Below are 18,054 nucleotides of genomic sequence, written 5' to 3'. Positions count from 1 at the left end.
CGACATGAAAATCCTTATTGCTGATGACCAATCCTTCATACGGCACGCCGTAGTTACAGAATTAAAACAACAAGGGCACGACGTATTATCTGCCAATAATGGAACGGAAGCGGTTTCATTATATAATACCGAACAGCCTCACCTGGTGATGGTAGATTATAATATGCCGGGTCAGAATGGACTGGAAGTGCTGGAATATATCCGTCAGGTAAAGCAGGATAATATTCCGGTCATTGTCATGTCGTCAAACGAAGATGAGGATACTATTGTTCGCGCCTTCGAGGCCGGAGCGGATGATTATATAGAAAAGCCTGTTGGTATCAGAGAATTACTGGCTCGTATACATCGTTTACTCCAACGCATATATGGAGACAAACACGACTCCTCACAGGAAAAAAATCCCCATGGCAGACGCTTGCAGAAAAAATCCATCGCGGTGGTGATTCCTTGTTATAATGAAGAAAAAAGGCTTTCTACGGCGGAGTTTACTTCTTTCTCAGATAGTAATTACGGTATTCATTTATGCTTTGTCAATGATGGCTCTAAAGACAATACCCTGGAGATCTTACATGGGTTATCCGAGGGCAGAGAAGATTTTATTTCTGTCTTCAATATGGAGCAGAATGGCGGCAAAGCAGAAGCAGTAAGACAAGGTATCCTCCATATGGCCTCCAAGGGAGAATTCGATTACATAGGATATCTGGATGCAGATTTATCCACTGATTTCAATGATTTGAATGACTTGGTAAATACCATTACTACGAATGGATATAAAATCGTCAGTGGGTCCAGAATTAGCCGGGTGGGCGCGAATATTACGAAGAATGGCGCCAGGGAAATTATCAGTAAAGTCATCAATCTTATTATCAGGAATATACTGGGAATGAGCTTTCAGGATACGCAATGCGGCGCTAAAGTAATGGCAACGGAAATAATTCCTTACACCTTCCATGAGAAATTTATTACCAGATGGCTGTTTGATGTGGAAATATTTATGCGCATAAAAAAACAATATGGTAAGGATATGGTTAGCAGCCTGATTTATGAGCAACCGTTAAAAAGATGGATACATGCAGACGGATCTAAGTTATCCATGAAAGATTCCTTGAAGATTGTAGGGCAGCTAGCCCGAATTGCCGTCCATTACCGTAATTATCAGCCTGTTCAAACGCCTGCCCTATGATAGACACAAATAAAATAAAAAGGTATACGCTCACAAAGCCCCTTACAGCAATGTATTCGGAAGAATTATTGAAGGAACTAACCCTCTTCGCCTCTTCCGAAAAACAGGAATACATACTGGACCTCTCTGAGGTGGAAGAAGTGGATATGGCTGGGATCAATCTCCTGGTAAAAATAAATTTGCTCACCATAAAGCACCATTCCAAACTCCTCCTCTTACTAACCCCGGGTTCCAGGTTAGGTGAGCTGCTGCATTTGACAAAGTTTAATGAAAGGATTTTAGTCATTCACACTTCTAACAAGCCATGAACAGGCGCAAACGCATATTATTTCAGAGAGGAACCTTATTAATGGGTAGTACGCTGCTCGTCAATGCAGGTAACTATCTGACTAACCTGTTACTGGGAAGGTGGATGGGGCCGGAATCTTTTTCCGAAGCCGGCTTACTGATTACCATGATGCTCATGCTTTCCTTTATTGCTACCGGCTTTCAACTCACAACTGCCAAATATGCAGCGTTGGCAGCAGGCGGATCAAGGCTAAAACAAGTAGGTCCAGTTTACAAATGGATATCAAAAATCGCACTACTCAGCGGCACAGGTATTGCCCTGCTGATATTTGCCAGTTCGGGCTTCTGGCGATCCTTTTTCAACACTACTTCTTCTTCCCTTTTTATCATATTAGGCGCAGGTATTCCGGTGTATCTGGTAATGAGTGTAAACCGCGGTATACTCCAGGGCAAAGGACGGTTTAAGAAGCTGGCATTGACTTACCAATTTGAAATGTGGAGTCGTTTAATACTCAGTGCTATTGCCGTTAAATGCGGCTTGGGGCCGCCGGGAGTAGCCGCTGCCATTACGCTATCACTGGTAGTCGCCCTTGTGATTTCCCGGTTTAAAATACCGGCTATTCCTGCAGGCGTGCAAGCAATCGACAAGAAAGGGATTTTTCATTTCATAGTACTCATACTTATCTATGAATGTAGTCAGATACTGATCAATAATAGCGATGTTGTACTAGTAAAACATTTCTTCCCGCCACAGGATGCCGGGCTATATGCAGCCCTGGCCTTGGTTGGAAGAATTGTATACTTCGGCACGTGGACAGTGGTCACCATTCTTTTCCCGATGGTAATCCGCCTGGAGAAAGAAAACAAACCGCATCTGACCTATTTCTTCGCCGGGCTGGGGATTGTGGTATTAATGTCGGCAGTAGCTATTGCATTAATGGCCGCTATTCCCAACCTGATAGTACACCTGCTGTTCGGACCTGCCTATTATGGACTTACTCCTTATTTGTGGTATTATGCATTGGCCACCAGCCTTTTCGCCTGTGCCAATGTTTTTGTGTACTACAACATTTCTCTTGAAAGACGGCTACCAGTATGGATAAGTATCTGTGCGGGGATTGCACAAATCATACTTATTTGGAAGTATCATTCCAGCTTTTATGAGGTCATATCTATACAAGTATGGCTAATGGCGGTGGTGCTTCTAATTTTTATTGGAGTACAATGGGTTTATTTCAAAAATAGTAAGCGATGAAGGTACTGATGATTTTTATCTCCCTATTATTTACATTTCACGTTTGTAATGCCCAACAGACATTACAATCAGGATTTGATATGTTGGAGAAGGGAGATTTTCGTCAGGCCGCCGATTTTTTCAAAACCTATTTGAAGACTGATCCACAGAACAGAACTGCATTACTATGTTATGGGCGCGCTATTGGATTGCTGGGAGATGTAAAAGAAGCGCAACAGATTTTTGCGGAGCTGGAACAGCGATATCCGGGAGATTTTGAAATCCGGTTGAACATCGCCGAATCGCTGATGTGGGGTAAGCAATTCAAACAAGCCAATACCTTGTATCATTCCCTTACGGCATCACAACCGGGGAGTTTCCCCGCCAATCTTGGTTATGCCAATTCATTTGCCGCCTTGCTGCAATATGACTCTGCTACCCTGTTTATACAGAAGGCATTGACCATAATGCCCGGAAATAAAGGAGCCTTAACCAGTCTGAAATATATTCGTCTGGCACAAGCCGATCAGTATACACGGAAGCAAAAATATAATGCTGCCATGGCGTTATTGGATAGTAACCTGCACTTATTTCCCGGAGATCCCCAAACAATAATAGCCAAGGCCAATCTGCTTACTACTACTGAAAAATATGATGCGGCACTCAAGAATTATGATTATTTGATTAAAAATAATTTATCGCTCACAGATGCTTATCTGGGAGCCAGTTATACCCTTTTTCTTCAGCGCAGGAAACAAACAGCGTTGACATATGCAGAGAAAGCGGTTGCCACTGCCGATACCGCCGGCATCCGGAAAGCCAAGATAGGTCTGGCCACCGCCTTAGGTTGGAATGGCAGATACAAGGAGGCCTTCCGTATTTTAGATACGCTTGAACGATCCGATCCTGGCAATCAGGATGTTCACCTTCGAAGAGCGATGCTATTGGAATGGAGTAAAAATTTCGGGCGCTCCCTCTCCCTCTTCCGTCGTACCCTGCTACAGGTACCCACTTCATTTGATGCCAACCTGGGAACGGCAGATGTATTGTTTGCCCAGGAAATGGATGCAGAAAGCTTACGGTATGTAGACAGTACTTTGAAGTATTTTCCGGGACAAAAAGATGCCATGGCTTTCATGGACCGACTGTCTCTGCGCCATGGCCCCACCTTTACAACACAGGATTACCGCAGTACGGACATTGGAGGAAATATTGCTTATAACATCAATGCAGCGGTGGCCTTTGATATAAGTCCTCCTTTAAGAATGAGCGTTCTTTATTCCAGCAGGTTTGCGAGTAACAAATATGATGGCAGTAATGCCAGGAATGATAACTACGCGCTAGGCATAAGATGGAGAATTAAACCCTGGTGGCTGGCAAGCGGCGTTTTGAATAACGCCGTCATTTTCGCAGACAGTACATCTTCCTATATTCAAACTGAACTCGCTACAGAGTTCAAGTTTGCAAAATGGAATACGCTGGAATTAAAATACAAATCAGATCTTCAAAATTTCACTGCCAGCTTGATTAGCAGCAGAATCACCATGAACAATTTCATTGCAACTTATAACCTTAACACTCCGATAAAACTGGGTCTGTTTACTCAATACTATTATTCTGCCTATTCTGATAATAACAAACGTAACTTATTATTCGCTTCTTTATATTACAATATTCTTACAGATCCCATTCTGAAGGCCGGATTCAATTATAATCTAATTCGCTTTAAATATCCGTCTGTGGTTTATTTTAGTCCGGATCATTTTACCAGTATGGAAATATTTGCAGATTTTGAAAACCTGGATATTATAAAAAGACGTTTCTTATACCAGATAATAGGTGCAACAGGATCTCAGCGAATTGACGACCAGCGTTCACAGTGGATATACCGGTTCAACATTCTGGCCGGATACAGGCCGGTCAATAATCTGGAGATCTGCGGTTACTATATGCATAGCAACAGTGCAGGATCTACCGTAGCCGGTTACGCATATACGGAATATGGTATAAAAGGAAAGTGGATACTTAAAGGCATCTATCAAAAATATCGGAAATGATACATTTTGAACTGACACATACACAGCAAGAGCTGGATCTCCCGGTAGCGGTAATTGTAGAGATTCTGGAGGCCAGTATGCGGGAGTTGAACAAAGCAGTGTCTATACTCGAAACCAGTTATGCTGCTAAAGACCATAGCGCTATTAAATCTATTGCGCATAAGATTCATGGGATGTCGATGACAATCCGGTTGGAAGAACTGTCAGGGCTAACTGCTTCGATACAGCAAATGGAGCCGGAAGAGATCTTATCTTCCCCGATTGTCCAACAGACGGTGGAAGAGATTCGTTATACGCAGTCACTTATTTCAAAGCACCTGCCTTGACTTCTTTCAAAATCCTGGTAACTAATTCCAGGAGCAGTACTTTATCAACTGGTTTCTGTAAATAGGCCGCCGCTCCCAGGTTGAGGCCTTTCTCCTGGTCATTCAGATTAACGGACCCGGTCAACAATATTACAGGAATTTTAGAGGCATTAGAGGAAAGATAAGCCAGTAGTTGATAGCCATCGAAATTAGGCATTGCAACATCGGAGATAATAAGGTCGAATTTGATCTTATCAATTTTCATCAATGCCACAATTCCATCCGGCGCCATATCTACTTCATATCCCTGTTGTTTGAGGTAATGCGCCAGGACTTCCAGACTAACCGTTTCATCATCCACCAACAGAATATGGCCTTTGGAGTGCCGTTTCCCTTTCGGACGAACATGTACCGGCAGTAATAATTGCATCAGCTCATCCATACTAACCGTTGCATAGGAAGAGCAGGTATCCGACATCGCATAAGGGATGACCAGTTCATCCCCATTGAGCAGGGAGCCACAAGAATACACCACATTAGGTACGTAGCCTTCCCGCTCCTGTTCACTCGGAACCATTAATGGCTCACTGAGTGCGCCGATTACTTTCTCCGGATGCTCCAAATCCAGCAACATGGCTCCCAGGCAATATCTTCTCATTGTACCTACGCCATGCGTAATCACTAACCAACCTTGCAGCGTAGCAATAGGCGACCCACAGTTACCTACTTGTATAAACTCCCAGGGATAAGTGGGCTGTTGTATCAGGTGGGTATCTTCTCCCCAGACATTCATATCTTCAGAATACATCACATAGTTATTCACCCCATCCATACGGGCCAGCATCGCATATTTCCCTCTTATTTTCCGTGGGAACAATGCAATTCCTTTATTATGTACATTTTTCCCATGGATAGGTATGATATTGAATTTGTAGAAATCCCTTGTCTGGATTAAACGTGGCATGATATCTTTACCATTATAGGCCGTATAGGTGGCATAGTAACTCACCAGGCCATCATCTCCGGTAAAGCGTACAAAACGCGCATCTTCAATACCATTCTGTTCATCGGAGGTAAGCGGAAATATTACCCTGTCGGAGATCCCTGTATCTAAGGAGAAAGTGATCTCGTAGGAAGTATCAGAGAGGCTTCTTACTTTTCCCAGGATTCGTTTTTCTTCATCAGGCAGCTGCGAATTTTTTAATTCTTTATCGATGGCCTCATGTAGTTCGTAATAGTCAAATTCCTCATTCAGTTTTTCTATGATATTTCTGGTAGATAGATTATCCAGTTTTTTTTCTTTTACTTCCAGCACTAAAGCTTCTTTTTTATACTTTCGATCTACCACCATATCCGCCTCTTCTACCAGTCTTGCAGTGGGAATGACTTCCAGGTTATTATGTTCATCCAACACACCTCCTCTGAATACGATGGAAGATACATGCCCTTCGCCGGTGGCGCGAAAACTGAGGATGACTCTTTTTTGTCCTATTCTTAAGCCCGACTGATCAGGATCTTCCACCATAGATGGATTAAAGAAAGCGGCGGATTCAATAGAGTATTCAGCAGTGAAGTAAGCCCCTATCAGCAGTTGTTTATTTTCGGGCAACTGCAGCATATCGAAGCCTGGGTTACGGAGAAGTTGTCTGGCTCTTCCAAAATGTTTGCGGAATATACGGGAGACATTTCTATGGCGACCTGAAAAGTCTCTCAGGGTTTGGTTCAGTACCAGTGTGGCCGCATGCGCAGGCATGTCTTTTACTTTTTGGAGGATGCTAATGATCCTGGATTCAGGCGATGGCATGAAAAAGCGGGTAATCACGCGTTTGGGGTCACCACTGAATACTGTCTGTTTTCTTGTTACTTTGATACTCATATCACGAGGCGGCTATGTTAAAGTAACACCTGTTGCAAGAAATAGTTTGGTTACTCTTCGGCGAGTGCTTTCACTTTTTCTAATGCCTGAGGCCATAATTTCTGGAAGAAGTCGAGGTACTCCGGAACGATATCCATGCTTACTTCCAGGCGGGTATCACCGTCCTCATCAGTGAGGGTGTAGTTTTCCATGGCGCCGGCCCATTGTTTGGCATCTTTGCCCAGGCTTTCTTCTGACCCGCCAGCTATGACGCCTAAGTGCCGGAAAGAGAGGAATTTTTCAGGGATGATATCGGCTATTTCAGAGAGCATACCATCGTCGTTTTTATTGAGGAAGCGAACCTGACTGCCTTTTTTCCAGTCTGTTTCCATGCGGGCGTCTTCGCCGAATGCGGCTGTCCATAATGGGTAGGAATCTTCGTCCCAGAGTACATCCCAAACGATATGCGGTTTAGCATGGATGTGTGTGGTGAAAGTTAGTCTTTCCATAACACAGCGTTTATCCTTTAAAGTTACGCCAATTATTGGCGCTGCCAGCGGGTTCAGGCGTATGGAAATTTCAAGATGAGTGGATCATATGTACCTATTTATGATAAACAAGCGGCCGACTGTATAGATGTATACCATGAACTGAAAAGGCTTTCCGCGATTGCGTAACCGTGTCTCCCTAAAAATAAAAAAGATAGCGTAATTTCAACCTTGTTAATACAACTGTTGCGTATGTCTGTTATATCTGCTGTAGAACCTATTGCCGGAAGAATAAAAACATTTATTTACCGGCAAATTCTTACTGTGCTCCTGCTGTTGTGCAGTAGTATAATGCTCTATGGCCAGTCAGCTGACAAACTGGGTAAATTTATTCCGCGTGGCTATACGATTCTGGATAGTATCAGTGGAGATTTGAATAATGATAAACGTCCGGACCTTATTCTTATATTACAATACGATGGGTCCAGCGACCGGCCTTTTCTTTTACTGATCAGGGATCAGCAGCAACATCTGCAATTGGCGGCACGTAATAATTTTCTGATTTTTCCTGCCGATCTGGGCGGCACTGTGGGAGATCCCTATGTTAAAACAACGATTGATGGTTCCTGCTTTACGGTAGAACATTTTTATGGTAGCCACGACAGTGTACATCAATGGTTGACGTTCTGTTATCAGCCGGCCATACAGGATTGGGTATTACAACAGGAGGTGACTACTACGGCGGCTGCCAATAATCCGGATGCTGCGAAAACGGTGGTTAAAAAAGGGAAGCAATTGGGGTATACTACGATAAAAACATACCAGGGAGGTGAATGATGCACTCCGCTCCCTGGCAATGAAGCATTATTTCAGGCTGTCAAATTCCACAAATTGGTATTCAGGAGAAGATTCCAACAGATGTCTGATGATAGACCCATGGCCATTTCCGAACAGCATTAATATTCTGTCTTCCGGGCCGGCGGTGATGCGTTGCAAATTTCTAACAATGCGCATATTGCGGTCGTACCAATAGAGTGCAGTAACATCGGCGCCTCTGAATTCACCCAGTTTAAAATCTCCTACTACATAAGCGCCACCTAATACCAGGTGCATTTCCCTTGAATTTATATATTTGAAATAATCCAGCAATTTGATTTTAGGAATCAATTTGTCATCATATCCGTATAGCTTGCGATATCTGAGCGTCATGGAATCCGTACTCTGAAAATCGAAATCTGCCATTAAATTTTTGAAATAGGTAGTATCCATTTTTATCAGATCTTCCAGTATACCGTCGGCGTCTATGGAGTAGATAGTATCCATTTTAAGTTCGCTGGCCAGTCGGATTGCGATCTGGAAGCGTTCATCTCGCTCGTCCCGATATGCACCCTGGTTATATTTGCGCAGTTTCTTTACTGCATTCCATTCCGGAAAGGCTTCAATGGCAATTTTAGTTGGTTTGAATTTCTTGATGTAGTTGATGAGTGCTGTCATTTCTGATTTCTTCGGTTCTTTCAGCACGTCTACTCTATCATCTTTACTGGTTTTATGGGCATCCATATCGGGATAGTCCATATGAAAGGTTCCCACGAAGAGGACTTTTGTTTTTTGGTCGGGGAAGAATGATGAAGGCGATTTGATTTTTTCCTGCTGGGCATTAACAGTTATGGTTGCTGCTAGCAGGAACATAGAGAACAGGCATTTTTTGAGCATATTGGGTCTTTTATTTATCCAGAAAAGTTGGTTGTTATTTTAGGGAGACAAGGTACCTCGAACTGCTTCCAGTCTACCTTTTATTCGATTAGCAAACGTTTCCGGTTGAATATAGGTTTTATTAATGAGTCTTGTTCACAGAATCTTTATCAACGGTAATTTTATAATCATCACTGGTAATTCCTTTTACGCCTTTGGGTTTCTTTGGCGCTGGGGGGATTACCACTGTATCTGGCTGCTGGTGTGGTTTTGCGGGAATTGTTGTTGGGATGTGGACAGAATCTGGTGTCATCAGTGGTAAATACCGTGCAGGTACAGAATCTGTCAAGGGGTTACTGAAGGGTGCTGCGGGGAGCTCGATGGTATCTTTATGTTTTGCAGGCGTTTGGGGTAGTGTAATAATGGTATTGCTGTCCGGCGTTGGAGGCGCAGGAGCAGATAATGTTGCAGGCGTAGGTGTAGATGTAGGCGCAGGTGTTGTTACAGGAGTTTCAGGTGTAGCGGATTGGCTGTACCACCAGATGCCGGAGGCGATAATGGCGATTCCGGCGATGCCGAACCAGGTTTTCCCTTTCCATTTGAAAGAGGTATCCTGGTCCGGAGTTGTTTCCACCACCGCGTCCAGCTGTGCTTCAATGCCGGCCCAGATGCTGTCCGCCATATCGGGGACTGGCATTTGTTCCAGCTTTTCAGCTATTAATTGCTCGTATCGGGTGGTGTTATTCACTAAGTTAATGTTGTTATTTTTTGTTGCAGTATTTTTCTTGCTTCGCTTAGATGCCATTTACTGGTTCCTTCGCTGATATGCAGTTCTGCGGCAATTTCTTTATGGGTATAGCCGTCGATTGCAAATAGTACGAAGACCGCATGGGTAGCGGGTGGTAATTGTTTTATCAGGCGCATGATGGCTGCTGCATCTGTTTTCTCGATGATACTGTTATTGACAAAGGGTTCTTCTGCCGATTCCAGTTCGAGGTGAGAAAACTTACTCCTTTGTTTGATCTGATCCAGTGCTTCATTGATGACGATGCGTTTCAGCCAGCCGTGAAAATTCCCTTTGGTAGCATCGAATGACTGGATGCTGCGAAACATTTTGACATAAGCCTGTCCGAGGATATCAGCCGCTTCATGTTCATCCAGGGCGTAGCGCATGGCAATAGCCATGGCAAAGCTATAGGTAAGCCGGTACAGCTGTTCCTGTGCTTTCCTGTTGTTGCTACAGCAGGACTGAATGATATGGCTTATATCTTGTTCCAGCGCTTAATCAATCGTTTCAAATTATTCTGCGGCCTAAAGCCGGTATGTTTTTTCAGTGGCGGGCGACTTTCATCTCCCTAGTAATTACCATTTTACATCATGTACTTTTCTGGCAAAGAGTGCGGTGGCGATTGCCGTCAGGTGCAATTTTTCCGTATTATCCAGTTCATTGTAAAACCATACATTGCGGTCTATCATGTCTATAATGCCTATCACGCCTCCGCTGGTACTTAGCTCATATCCGGACATGACTTTAAATGGCAGCTTTCCGGGTTTGCCATTGGTGGTCTCTGTTTTTCTGATACTGAGTGGTTTGACAAATATGGTATCCTGCCCATTGGTAGCCAGTCCTTTATCTTCCCGACTGATAAAAGTAAACGGGTTATTGTCTCGCTGGGCTTGACGGTCATACAGGTTCGTCATTACCAGTTCCCAGTCCCGGCTATCCTGCGCTGAATCGGAACGGATGACCGCAGAAAAGACATAATTATATTGCTGCAATTTTTCGAAACTGCTGAAGATACCAATATAGTTAGTCGTATTATATTCATGCTTAACGGTGACCTGCATTTCATTGGCATAAATATTTACCTGGTTATTCCCGTCCGAAAGACTGTACCGGAACCGGGTTTTCTCATTTTCTACCGTCTCCGATTTTTCAATTCCCATCCGGTGCAGTACCAGGTTTTCCAGGAAAAAGCCATGCCCACGCCCCCAGTTAGGATAAATCACATGTACCCCTCTTTTAATTTTAGACGTCTTAAAATTAGCAAATGACATCTTATTTCCTCTGGCCCCATTTACGTGATGCATGGTAGCCTGTTGCTTAAAAGCCTCTGGCACTGCCAGTTTCATCGATGTACAGCTACTCATTAAAAAAGCCGCCCCTATTACTAATACCGAATACTTCATTATAAAATTTTTCTCACTGATGACAACTACCGGGAAAGTATAAAAATGTACCGGCTCAATAGTAGTACCCCTGATTTTTTGCAAAGGTTGGGTCAAACCTAAAAAAAATATTTTTTTCTTTTTACCCAACCATTGGATTCCGGTATGGGGTATTACTACTAAACAAAATATCCATGCAACTGAAATTTATGAAATCAGCTTCTATGAAATGGGCTCTGATTGCCCTCGTATCCGGTAGTATCCTGTATTCCTGTAAGAAAGAAGATAGTCAACCCAACAACAATAATAACAGTTGTGAAGTCAATGTAGCCAACCTGGTAGGCAACTATAAGGTAACCGCCCTCCAATACAAGGCCAGTGCCAATGCCACCCCTGTTGACTTCCTCGCTCAAATGGAGGATTGTGAAAAAGATGACATCCTTACTTTAAAAACGAATGGTACCTATACCTTCACGGATGCAGGTATCGTCTGCAAACCTGACGGTAATCAGGAGGGCACCTGGAAGTTGGAAGGTAAAACCCTGATCAGCGACGGTATTCTTCAAGGTACCGTATCCAGCTATAACTGTAAAACACTGGTGTATTATGTAGAAAACTCCCTCGCAGACGGAGATAAATTCACCTTTACACTGACCAAACAATAGTTTCCCAATATGGGCAGAGGGGTCCGCAGCTATCGATACCATGCAGTTATCCGCACTGCATGGTGTTGGTAATGCTGGGAATTTAGGGAGCAGTAAAAGCGCTTAAGGATCGACGCACGCAAATGGCCACCTGAGTGAATATGCTCCGTAAGGATTGGCTACAGGTAGTACTTTCGGTCGCAAGATTTGCAAGGTTCTATTTTCTTCGTGCCGTCACCTCAGGAACAGGGGGATAAGCCTTCCATAGATTGTAAGGCCCATCACAAGTTTTAGCTAATTCTACGAGGTTGGACTTATAAGCTTTCAATGGATGGTGAGGCCATTTCGAGAACAGCATTCATGGTTTTAGCCTTGATAATAGGATGCTGGACTTATAAGCCTTTAATGAATAGTGAAACCATTTCAGGAACAGCATTCATGGCTTTAGTCTTGATAATAGGATGTTGGGTTCATAAGACTTCAATGAATGGTGAGGGTATTTCAAGAATAGCATTCATGGCTTTAGCTATTGATAATAGGATGCTGGACTTATAAGCCTTTAATGAATGGTAAACCATTTCAAGAACAGTTTTCATGGTTTTAGCCTTGATTATAGGATGCTGGACTCATAGGCCTTCAATGAATGATGAGGGTATCTCAAGAACAGCATTAATGGATTTACCTATTGATAATAGGATGTTGAACTCATAAGCCTTTAATGAATGGTAAACCATTTCAAGAACAGTTTTCATGGTTGTAGCCTTGATTATAGAATGCCGGACTCATAAGCCATTCAATGAATGATGAGGGTATTTCAAGTACAGCATTAATGGTTGTAGCTATTGATTATAAGTCTTTAATGGATATGGAGGCCATTTCAGGAACAGCATTCATTGAGTTAGCTACAGATGATACAATGTTGAGCAAACAAATCTTAAATGTGAGACCCATTTCTGGAACAGCATTATTTTGCTACGCCCCCAAAGCATCAACACCACCTATAAGATTAAAGTAAATGTCCCTGTCTTCCGGATGATTCCAGGTTGTTCCGGGTTTTCATATTCCAGCATCCATAAATATCCGCCAACTTCCGCTCTCCTACCCCCCACCATTCCATTCCAGCCTTCACCAGGATTATGACTGCTGAATATCAGCTGGCCCCAACGGTTAAACACCTGAAAGTAATACTTACTGGCCGCACAATACACCACTGGCCGGAACAAGTCATTGCGACCATCCCCATTCGGCGAAAAGGCAGTAGGCACATACACATCGCAGCCACAATGCATTTCACCCAACTTGATAGAACTGGTCGCAATGCACCCCCACTGATTTTTCACCTTGATCTTAACCGTCGATGGCGCAGTAGCCAACCACCCCGCCTTAGAGCCAAAAGGCCCATCCTGCCAGCTATAACTATTGACACCCTCACTGACAACCGGTTGAATAAAGAACTGGGCATCATGGCAAATAATCGTATCCCGACCTAAAGATACCGTAGGCAGCGGATGCACTATTACCGGCTGCGGCACATTCACCGCCAACGTTCCGCAACTGCCTGTAAGCGTATAGGCGACAGGGTAAATCCCCGTCGCACTCCATTTTACAATCACATGGTCTCCTGTTCCAGTGATAACAGGACTGCCTCCAATACGCCATTGGATACTGGCATCTCCCGCTCCCGAAACAATAATCGACATAGTGTCGTCCTGGCATACGCCGGGATTAAAAGAAACTACACCAGGAGCAGGAACCCCATTCACTGTTACACTATGCGTAATCTGTCCGTTACCTATGCAAACATTGGGTACCGCCAGCTGAATAGCATAGACACCTGGCGTATTCCAGCTGAATTGAGGCGTAAGGGTATGCGGCCCGGTAATGGTAGGACTCCCCGCAGCACTCCAGGTATAATTTCCATCTGCTACAATTCCCGTTGCCTGTAAGGATAAGGTTTTACCAATGCAGACCTGAGAGGCAGACAAAGTAAAATCAATGTTACTACCATCTTTTACGGTGACATTTGTTGTAGCAATGATGGTACATCCCGAAGAGGAGGTGAAGTTCAGGATGTAATCCCCTGTATTCTTTGTTGCAGCCGAAGTAGTTACTACGGCATTCAATCCGGTGTAATTAGTGCCATCAGGCCCTTTCCAAACAGCGCTGGTGGGCACATCTGTAGTGGTAGCCTGCAATTGCAACTGGTTACCACTGCAGATAGTCATGGCAGCTGTCACCGTTAGCACAGGCGCTGTTTTCATGGTGAGATCCACTATTTCCGACTGCGCCCCTCCTACGCAGCTACCCGTGGTATTATCAGTGATCAGTACCTGGTACTGCCCTGCATCTGTTAACTGGGCACTCCCAAGGGTATACGTTGCTCCTGTCCCACCCGTAATATTTTTCCAGGTAGCAGAAGGCGTATCAAATTTCTGCCATTGGTACACCGGTTTCGCGAAGGTGAGTCCTGTCAGGTCCACAGAAAACTCAATACTGCTGCCTACGCATCCGGTATATTTATTCACCGGTATTTTATTGATTAGAATGGGTACGACAGGTTTACAGGTACTCAATATGATATCGTCTATGGCCAGATCATTGCCACAACCTCCAGGGGCATCATCCAGTAATATCACCTGGAAACTACTCAGGTTCGGTGGCAATGTGAACAGGAATCCATATGATTTCCAACTGCCAGCAGGATTAGGGTCTACCGGGATATACCGTTCGGGGATTTCTCCTAATATGTTCCCATTATCGTCTGCTATCTGTAGCCGTACCCGGGAAGGAATAGGCACTGTATTCGCTCCACAGGACAGCGTCGGTGAAATAACTGAGCAGGCGCTGAACGACAATGCATATTGTTGTCCTCCACATATACCGCTGAATTTCTTCCGATAGAATTCTCCCGGGATTACAGATCCGTTGATCACCAACATACGACCATTAGGCTGCCCGGTATGATCTGGCATCGACTTCCAGGTATTATCTCCTTTAGCCAGTTGGGGATTGTTGATGATGGAATAAAAACCTTCCCGCTGAGGGGACGTATTGGTAAACTGATATGCGGCGCTACTCAAGCCAGTCAATGCATCGCCGAATCCTGTGCCTGTCCCGAAATCTTCTCGAAACAATTCCTTGCTTTCGGTAGTACAGGCGCCTCTTTTTAAACGACAGGCCATATCTGCATCATCAATCAGGCCATTATGATCATCGTCAATGCCATTACCACAAATTTCAATATCCTTGTCATTCTTACCTTCGTCCGTCATGGCGATGCCGTTTACCTGGGCCATAGGGCCACTCACAGGGTTTGCGATGATATAGGTGGTAGCATCCTGGAGGTCCACCAGCGCCAGTTCGGAGAGGGTGCTGATGACATAACAGATACCATACTGGTTGCAACCAATACCGTAGACGTTTCCTTTTACAGTCATTTGACCGGCATTCCGCTGGGCAACGATTTTAGTTCTGGCCGCATCGAGCGTGATTTCCAGCAGGAGATTGGTATTGGTAGCCACATAGAGCCGACCATCACTAAAACAAAGATCTCCGCCTGAGGGGTATTGCATTTTACCAAGAAAATATATGGTACGAGCGGTCATATCTATTTTGTACAGGTTATTGTCGCCCGCCACATATAAATCTCCATTTCGGTCGCTCACCAACGAGTTACCAAAACTGAAACCTACTGTATTCGTCAACGTTATTAATGTACAGACACCCGTTGTAGGGTTTATCTCAAAGATAGCGCCGCTGTATATGCCATAGAATTTCCCACCTGGCGTAATGGCCAGATCTTCAAAAAGGTAAGGTAGGGAAACCATTTTTGTATAGGTATCATTGGAGACGTCTACATACCCCAAATCAGTCCCATTTACTACATACAGGCGATCCTGGCAGTAACATTTAAAAACAGGAAATAACAGCAGCAACAACAGATATAACCCCTGAAACAAGCATCGTTTCATTTGAAAAGGTTATGTATCAAATATACAGAATCCCTTCATATGAAAATCAACATCATATAGATGAGCTTGATAATTTTTTTTAGATTAAACCCGGATTTGTTGTAATAGTTGTATCGTATTCTCTACCACGCCTCTGGTAGCGCATGCAAATTCCAGCATCGTTTGTCCCTTCCCGTTACGCAGCAATGCCAGTTCCCGTTTACTATATTTCAGAAAAGGGGCCAACATATCCTGTTCATTGCGCTGTACCAGTCGGAATACCTCTTCCGGAGCCACGGTAATAATGGCAGAAAGTAACCAATGCGGCTTAGAAGAGAAAAATGATTTGAAGTGTTTTCTTGCTTTATTATTACTCGTGAAGGCATTCAATAAATCCTTTAACATAGCAGCGTTTAGCCGGCGACGTAACTTTTCCAGATAAACGCTCACCGCTGGTTCATCTGAAGGAAACAACATGGTTAACCAATGCAACTGCATACCTGCTAACTTATTGAAATAAAACGCCGGCGTATTCAGTGTCCTGGATTCAAACAGCGCATACCCATGACATATCATTCGCTGTATTACCTGCTCCTGCAACGAAGCGACTTGCGGCGATTCCTGTAAAAACTGGAGAAAGTGTTCGAAATAAAATATTTCCCGTATTCCTTTCCCTGCCTCCGGATCTGTGCCCATCAGCCAGGGTAAAATCCTGTAGCATAGCTGGTAAGTGGGCAACGACTTGAGGCCCAAACTATGCTCATCAATGCCCTGCCCCAGATAAAGCAATACCCATTCTATACAGGTATCTCCTCCGTTGCCTATGTAGGCCCTTTGCCGGTATAAATGGGCCCCCGCAACAACCGACGATTGGATCACCGATGCTGCTAGCGACAGACATTCGTCTCCCTGAACAACATTTAAATATTTTATAAACATGGCCAGATTGAAACTGCCCAATTCGTCCTGCCCCAATCTGTGTGCGGAAGCGCCTTCTCTTATCAGACCCTCCAGTTGATGCAATATGGGAGCTAATTCCATGCTGGTAGGCGCCAGGAATTGTTCGTTCAGCAATTCGAAAGTTGCTTTAAACGTTGCATCTAACTGTAGTTGGACAGTTGGGGTGAGACTATTCCGTTTTAACAGCCATGCGTTTTTCTGCTCTCGCAGCGATTGCTGTTCCTGCCCCAGTGTATTTTTTATCCGTTCAAATGTGGATGGTATCTGGTGTTTCATTGATTACCAACAAAGATACATTCCTGTAGGTAACTGCAAAGACCTCCTCTACGGGAAAAGGAGGTCTTTTTTCTGGAGATGCATGAAAAAAGTATAACTTTATAGTAGGCAGATTTAATGCAACTTTAGATGCAATTCTTACCCTCGCCAATACTGGCCCCGTATATAAAGAATTATACCCTTGTTAAGATTGATGCCCAGCTGGAAAATGAGGTATTCTTCCCCAGCGGCTATGTGGATATGGTTATAAATGTTTCCTCAGGATCAGCAGCCACCATCATCAACGGCAGGTGGAAAGACACCCCTGCTATAGAATTACTGGGGCATCTTACCCTACCTACGCGGTTGACGGTTTCCAAGGGAACTGCTGTATTGATTGCACGGCTTTATCCTCACGCCAGTGCTGTATTTTTTCCGCATTCTGCTGATGCGTTTACGAATTACGCTACAGATATGCAGGACGTCTTATCAAAAGAAATAACAGCATTATACGACAGGCTGATGACCGTTGATTCCATTGCAATGAAAATCAACGTTCTGGAAACCTACTTTCTGGAAAAACTCCGAAAGAATGAAAAACAGCTCAAAAAGATGGAAGTAATGCAACAACTCTGCACCCATCTTCTCAAAACCTACGACCATTTTGATTTGACGGCCCTGGCACAACATTCCGGGATGTCAGAAAGAAATATCCAGAAGCTTTTCCTGCATAATGTGGGTATTAGTCCAGCTTCCTTTGTTTCCGTTGTACGGTTTAATAAGAGTCTGGCCCAGGTCCTGAACAGCAACGCTTCCTTAACAGACATTGCATATGACTGCGGCTACTATGATCAGGCCCACTTTATACGGGAATTCCGGAAATTTACGGGCATCCCTCCTTCTGCCGCCAGGCGCTCGCCAATCAAGGGGGATATCGACCTTCAACAGGCGGTGAACATTGGATTTTAGGCCGG

The 18,054-nt window shown here is 44.1% G+C and carries 17 protein-coding genes; 9 read left to right on the top strand and 8 right to left on the bottom strand.

The window, feature by feature from the left end; genetic code table 11:
- Positions 1-4 precede the first annotated feature (4 nt).
- Genes CLV59_RS20785 through CLV59_RS20765 form a run of 5 tightly spaced genes read left to right on the top strand, consistent with a single transcriptional unit; the run spans position 5 to position 5,088 of the window.
- Positions 5-1,183: a response regulator gene (locus tag CLV59_RS20785; RefSeq protein WP_111594002.1), complete on the top strand. Its 1,179-nt coding sequence runs from the start codon at positions 5-7 to the stop codon at positions 1,181-1,183.
- The gene (locus tag CLV59_RS20780; RefSeq protein ID WP_111594001.1) at positions 1,180-1,491 is read left to right on the top strand and encodes an STAS domain-containing protein; all 312 of its coding nucleotides are present in this window, start codon (positions 1,180-1,182) and stop codon (positions 1,489-1,491) included. The genes CLV59_RS20785 and CLV59_RS20780 overlap by 4 nt, the downstream gene beginning before the upstream one ends.
- Positions 1,488-2,726, top strand: a complete 1,239-nt coding sequence (locus CLV59_RS20775; RefSeq protein ID WP_111594000.1) for an oligosaccharide flippase family protein — start codon at positions 1,488-1,490, stop codon at positions 2,724-2,726. Before CLV59_RS20780 ends, CLV59_RS20775 begins: the two co-directional genes overlap by 4 nt.
- Positions 2,723-4,762: a tetratricopeptide repeat protein gene (locus CLV59_RS20770; protein WP_111593999.1), complete on the top strand. Its 2,040-nt coding sequence runs from the start codon at positions 2,723-2,725 to the stop codon at positions 4,760-4,762. The genes CLV59_RS20775 and CLV59_RS20770 overlap by 4 nt, the downstream gene beginning before the upstream one ends.
- Entirely contained in the window at positions 4,759-5,088 is a 330-nt protein-coding gene (locus CLV59_RS20765; protein WP_111593998.1) for an Hpt domain-containing protein, read from the top strand. The genes CLV59_RS20770 and CLV59_RS20765 overlap by 4 nt, the downstream gene beginning before the upstream one ends.
- Here the strand turns inward: CLV59_RS20765 and CLV59_RS20760 are convergent.
- A complete protein-coding gene (locus CLV59_RS20760; protein WP_111593997.1) occupies positions 5,066-6,943 on the bottom strand; it encodes a glycoside hydrolase family 130 protein in 1,878 nt (625 codons plus the stop codon). The genes CLV59_RS20765 and CLV59_RS20760 overlap by 23 nt on opposite strands.
- A 50-nt stretch (positions 6,944-6,993) precedes the next feature.
- On the bottom strand, positions 6,994-7,431 hold the full coding sequence (locus CLV59_RS20755; protein ID WP_111593996.1) for an SRPBCC family protein: 438 nt from the start codon (positions 7,429-7,431) through the stop codon (positions 6,994-6,996).
- 231 nt (positions 7,432-7,662) lie between these two features.
- Here CLV59_RS20755 and CLV59_RS20750 point away from each other — a divergent pair, with 231 nt between their 5' ends.
- The gene (locus CLV59_RS20750) at positions 7,663-8,247 is read left to right on the top strand and encodes a hypothetical protein (protein WP_111593995.1); all 585 of its coding nucleotides are present in this window, start codon (positions 7,663-7,665) and stop codon (positions 8,245-8,247) included.
- A 27-nt stretch (positions 8,248-8,274) separates the two neighbouring features.
- Here the strand turns inward: CLV59_RS20750 and CLV59_RS20745 are convergent, their stop codons facing one another.
- The 4 genes from CLV59_RS20745 to CLV59_RS20730 form a co-directional block, all read right to left on the bottom strand.
- Complete coding sequence (locus tag CLV59_RS20745; protein ID WP_211323997.1) at positions 8,275-9,123, bottom strand: DUF5694 domain-containing protein; 849 nt, start codon at positions 9,121-9,123, stop codon at positions 8,275-8,277.
- Positions 9,124-9,244: 121 nt separating this feature from the next.
- Positions 9,245-9,850 carry a hypothetical protein gene (locus CLV59_RS20740; protein ID WP_146616263.1) on the bottom strand — a complete coding sequence of 202 codons (606 nt, stop codon included), beginning with the start codon at positions 9,848-9,850 and terminating at the stop codon, positions 9,245-9,247.
- The gene (locus CLV59_RS20735) at positions 9,850-10,368 is read right to left on the bottom strand and encodes an RNA polymerase sigma factor (RefSeq protein ID WP_262511911.1); all 519 of its coding nucleotides are present in this window, start codon (positions 10,366-10,368) and stop codon (positions 9,850-9,852) included. The genes CLV59_RS20740 and CLV59_RS20735 overlap by 1 nt, the downstream gene beginning before the upstream one ends.
- Positions 10,369-10,464: 96 nt before the next feature.
- Positions 10,465-11,253: a hypothetical protein gene (locus CLV59_RS20730; protein WP_146616262.1), complete on the bottom strand. Its 789-nt coding sequence runs from the start codon at positions 11,251-11,253 to the stop codon at positions 10,465-10,467.
- Positions 11,254-11,465: 212 nt separating this feature from the next.
- Here CLV59_RS20730 and CLV59_RS20725 point away from each other — a divergent pair, with 212 nt between their 5' ends.
- Together CLV59_RS20725 and CLV59_RS20715 are read left to right on the top strand one after the other, a co-directional pair.
- Positions 11,466-11,936, top strand: coding sequence for a lipocalin-like domain-containing protein (locus tag CLV59_RS20725; protein WP_111593991.1), 471 nt, complete (start codon positions 11,466-11,468; stop codon positions 11,934-11,936).
- A 775-nt stretch (positions 11,937-12,711) separates the two neighbouring features.
- Entirely contained in the window at positions 12,712-12,930 is a 219-nt protein-coding gene (locus tag CLV59_RS20715) for a hypothetical protein (protein WP_111593989.1), read from the top strand.
- On the opposite strand, the gene CLV59_RS20710 is transcribed toward CLV59_RS20715, so the two are convergent.
- Together CLV59_RS20710 and CLV59_RS20705 are read right to left on the bottom strand one after the other, a co-directional pair.
- Positions 12,914-15,886: a T9SS type B sorting domain-containing protein gene (locus tag CLV59_RS20710; protein WP_111593988.1), complete on the bottom strand. Its 2,973-nt coding sequence runs from the start codon at positions 15,884-15,886 to the stop codon at positions 12,914-12,916. The two genes, CLV59_RS20715 and CLV59_RS20710, sit on opposite strands and share 17 nt — an antisense overlap.
- Positions 15,887-15,970: 84 nt before the next feature.
- Positions 15,971-17,101, bottom strand: a complete 1,131-nt coding sequence (locus tag CLV59_RS20705) for a hypothetical protein (RefSeq protein ID WP_111593987.1) — start codon at positions 17,099-17,101, stop codon at positions 15,971-15,973.
- 129 nt (positions 17,102-17,230) lie between these two features.
- Here CLV59_RS20705 and CLV59_RS20700 point away from each other — a divergent pair, with 129 nt between their 5' ends.
- Positions 17,231-18,049, top strand: a complete 819-nt coding sequence (locus CLV59_RS20700; RefSeq protein ID WP_111593986.1) for a helix-turn-helix transcriptional regulator — start codon at positions 17,231-17,233, stop codon at positions 18,047-18,049.
- Positions 18,050-18,054: the final 5 nt, after the last annotated feature.

The organism is Chitinophaga dinghuensis (assembly GCF_003259435.1).
In the GTDB taxonomy this organism is placed as follows: Bacteria; Bacteroidota; Bacteroidia; order Chitinophagales; family Chitinophagaceae; genus Chitinophaga; species Chitinophaga dinghuensis.
The sequence above is the reverse complement of the archived record's forward strand: the minus strand, read 5'-3'. Positions and strand labels throughout refer to the sequence as shown.

Bases quoted from the DNA above. Each gene is read 5' to 3' on its own strand.
- CLV59_RS20750 (WP_111593995.1), top strand. From the start codon at position 7,663: ATGTCTGTTATATCTGCTGTAGAACCTATTGCCGGAAGAATAAAAACA.
- CLV59_RS20780 (WP_111594001.1), top strand. From the start codon at position 1,180: ATGATAGACACAAATAAAATAAAAAGGTATACGCTCACAAAGCCCCTT.
- CLV59_RS20710 (WP_111593988.1), bottom strand. From the start codon at position 15,886: ATGAAACGATGCTTGTTTCAGGGGTTATATCTGTTGTTGCTGCTGTTA.
- CLV59_RS20755 (WP_111593996.1), bottom strand. From the start codon at position 7,431: ATGGAAAGACTAACTTTCACCACACACATCCATGCTAAACCGCATATC.
- CLV59_RS20785 (WP_111594002.1), top strand. From the start codon at position 5: ATGAAAATCCTTATTGCTGATGACCAATCCTTCATACGGCACGCCGTA.
- CLV59_RS20730 (WP_146616262.1), bottom strand. From the start codon at position 11,253: ATGAGTAGCTGTACATCGATGAAACTGGCAGTGCCAGAGGCTTTTAAG.
- CLV59_RS20775 (WP_111594000.1), top strand. From the start codon at position 1,488: ATGAACAGGCGCAAACGCATATTATTTCAGAGAGGAACCTTATTAATG.
- CLV59_RS20770 (WP_111593999.1), top strand. From the start codon at position 2,723: ATGAAGGTACTGATGATTTTTATCTCCCTATTATTTACATTTCACGTT.
- CLV59_RS20700 (WP_111593986.1), top strand. From the start codon at position 17,231: ATGCAATTCTTACCCTCGCCAATACTGGCCCCGTATATAAAGAATTAT.
- CLV59_RS20765 (WP_111593998.1), top strand. From the start codon at position 4,759: ATGATACATTTTGAACTGACACATACACAGCAAGAGCTGGATCTCCCG.
- CLV59_RS20760 (WP_111593997.1), bottom strand. From the start codon at position 6,943: ATGAGTATCAAAGTAACAAGAAAACAGACAGTATTCAGTGGTGACCCC.
- CLV59_RS20705 (WP_111593987.1), bottom strand. From the start codon at position 17,101: ATGAAACACCAGATACCATCCACATTTGAACGGATAAAAAATACACTG.
- CLV59_RS20725 (WP_111593991.1), top strand. From the start codon at position 11,466: ATGCAACTGAAATTTATGAAATCAGCTTCTATGAAATGGGCTCTGATT.
- CLV59_RS20745 (WP_211323997.1), bottom strand. From the start codon at position 9,123: ATGCTCAAAAAATGCCTGTTCTCTATGTTCCTGCTAGCAGCAACCATA.
- CLV59_RS20715 (WP_111593989.1), top strand. From the start codon at position 12,712: ATGAATGATGAGGGTATTTCAAGTACAGCATTAATGGTTGTAGCTATT.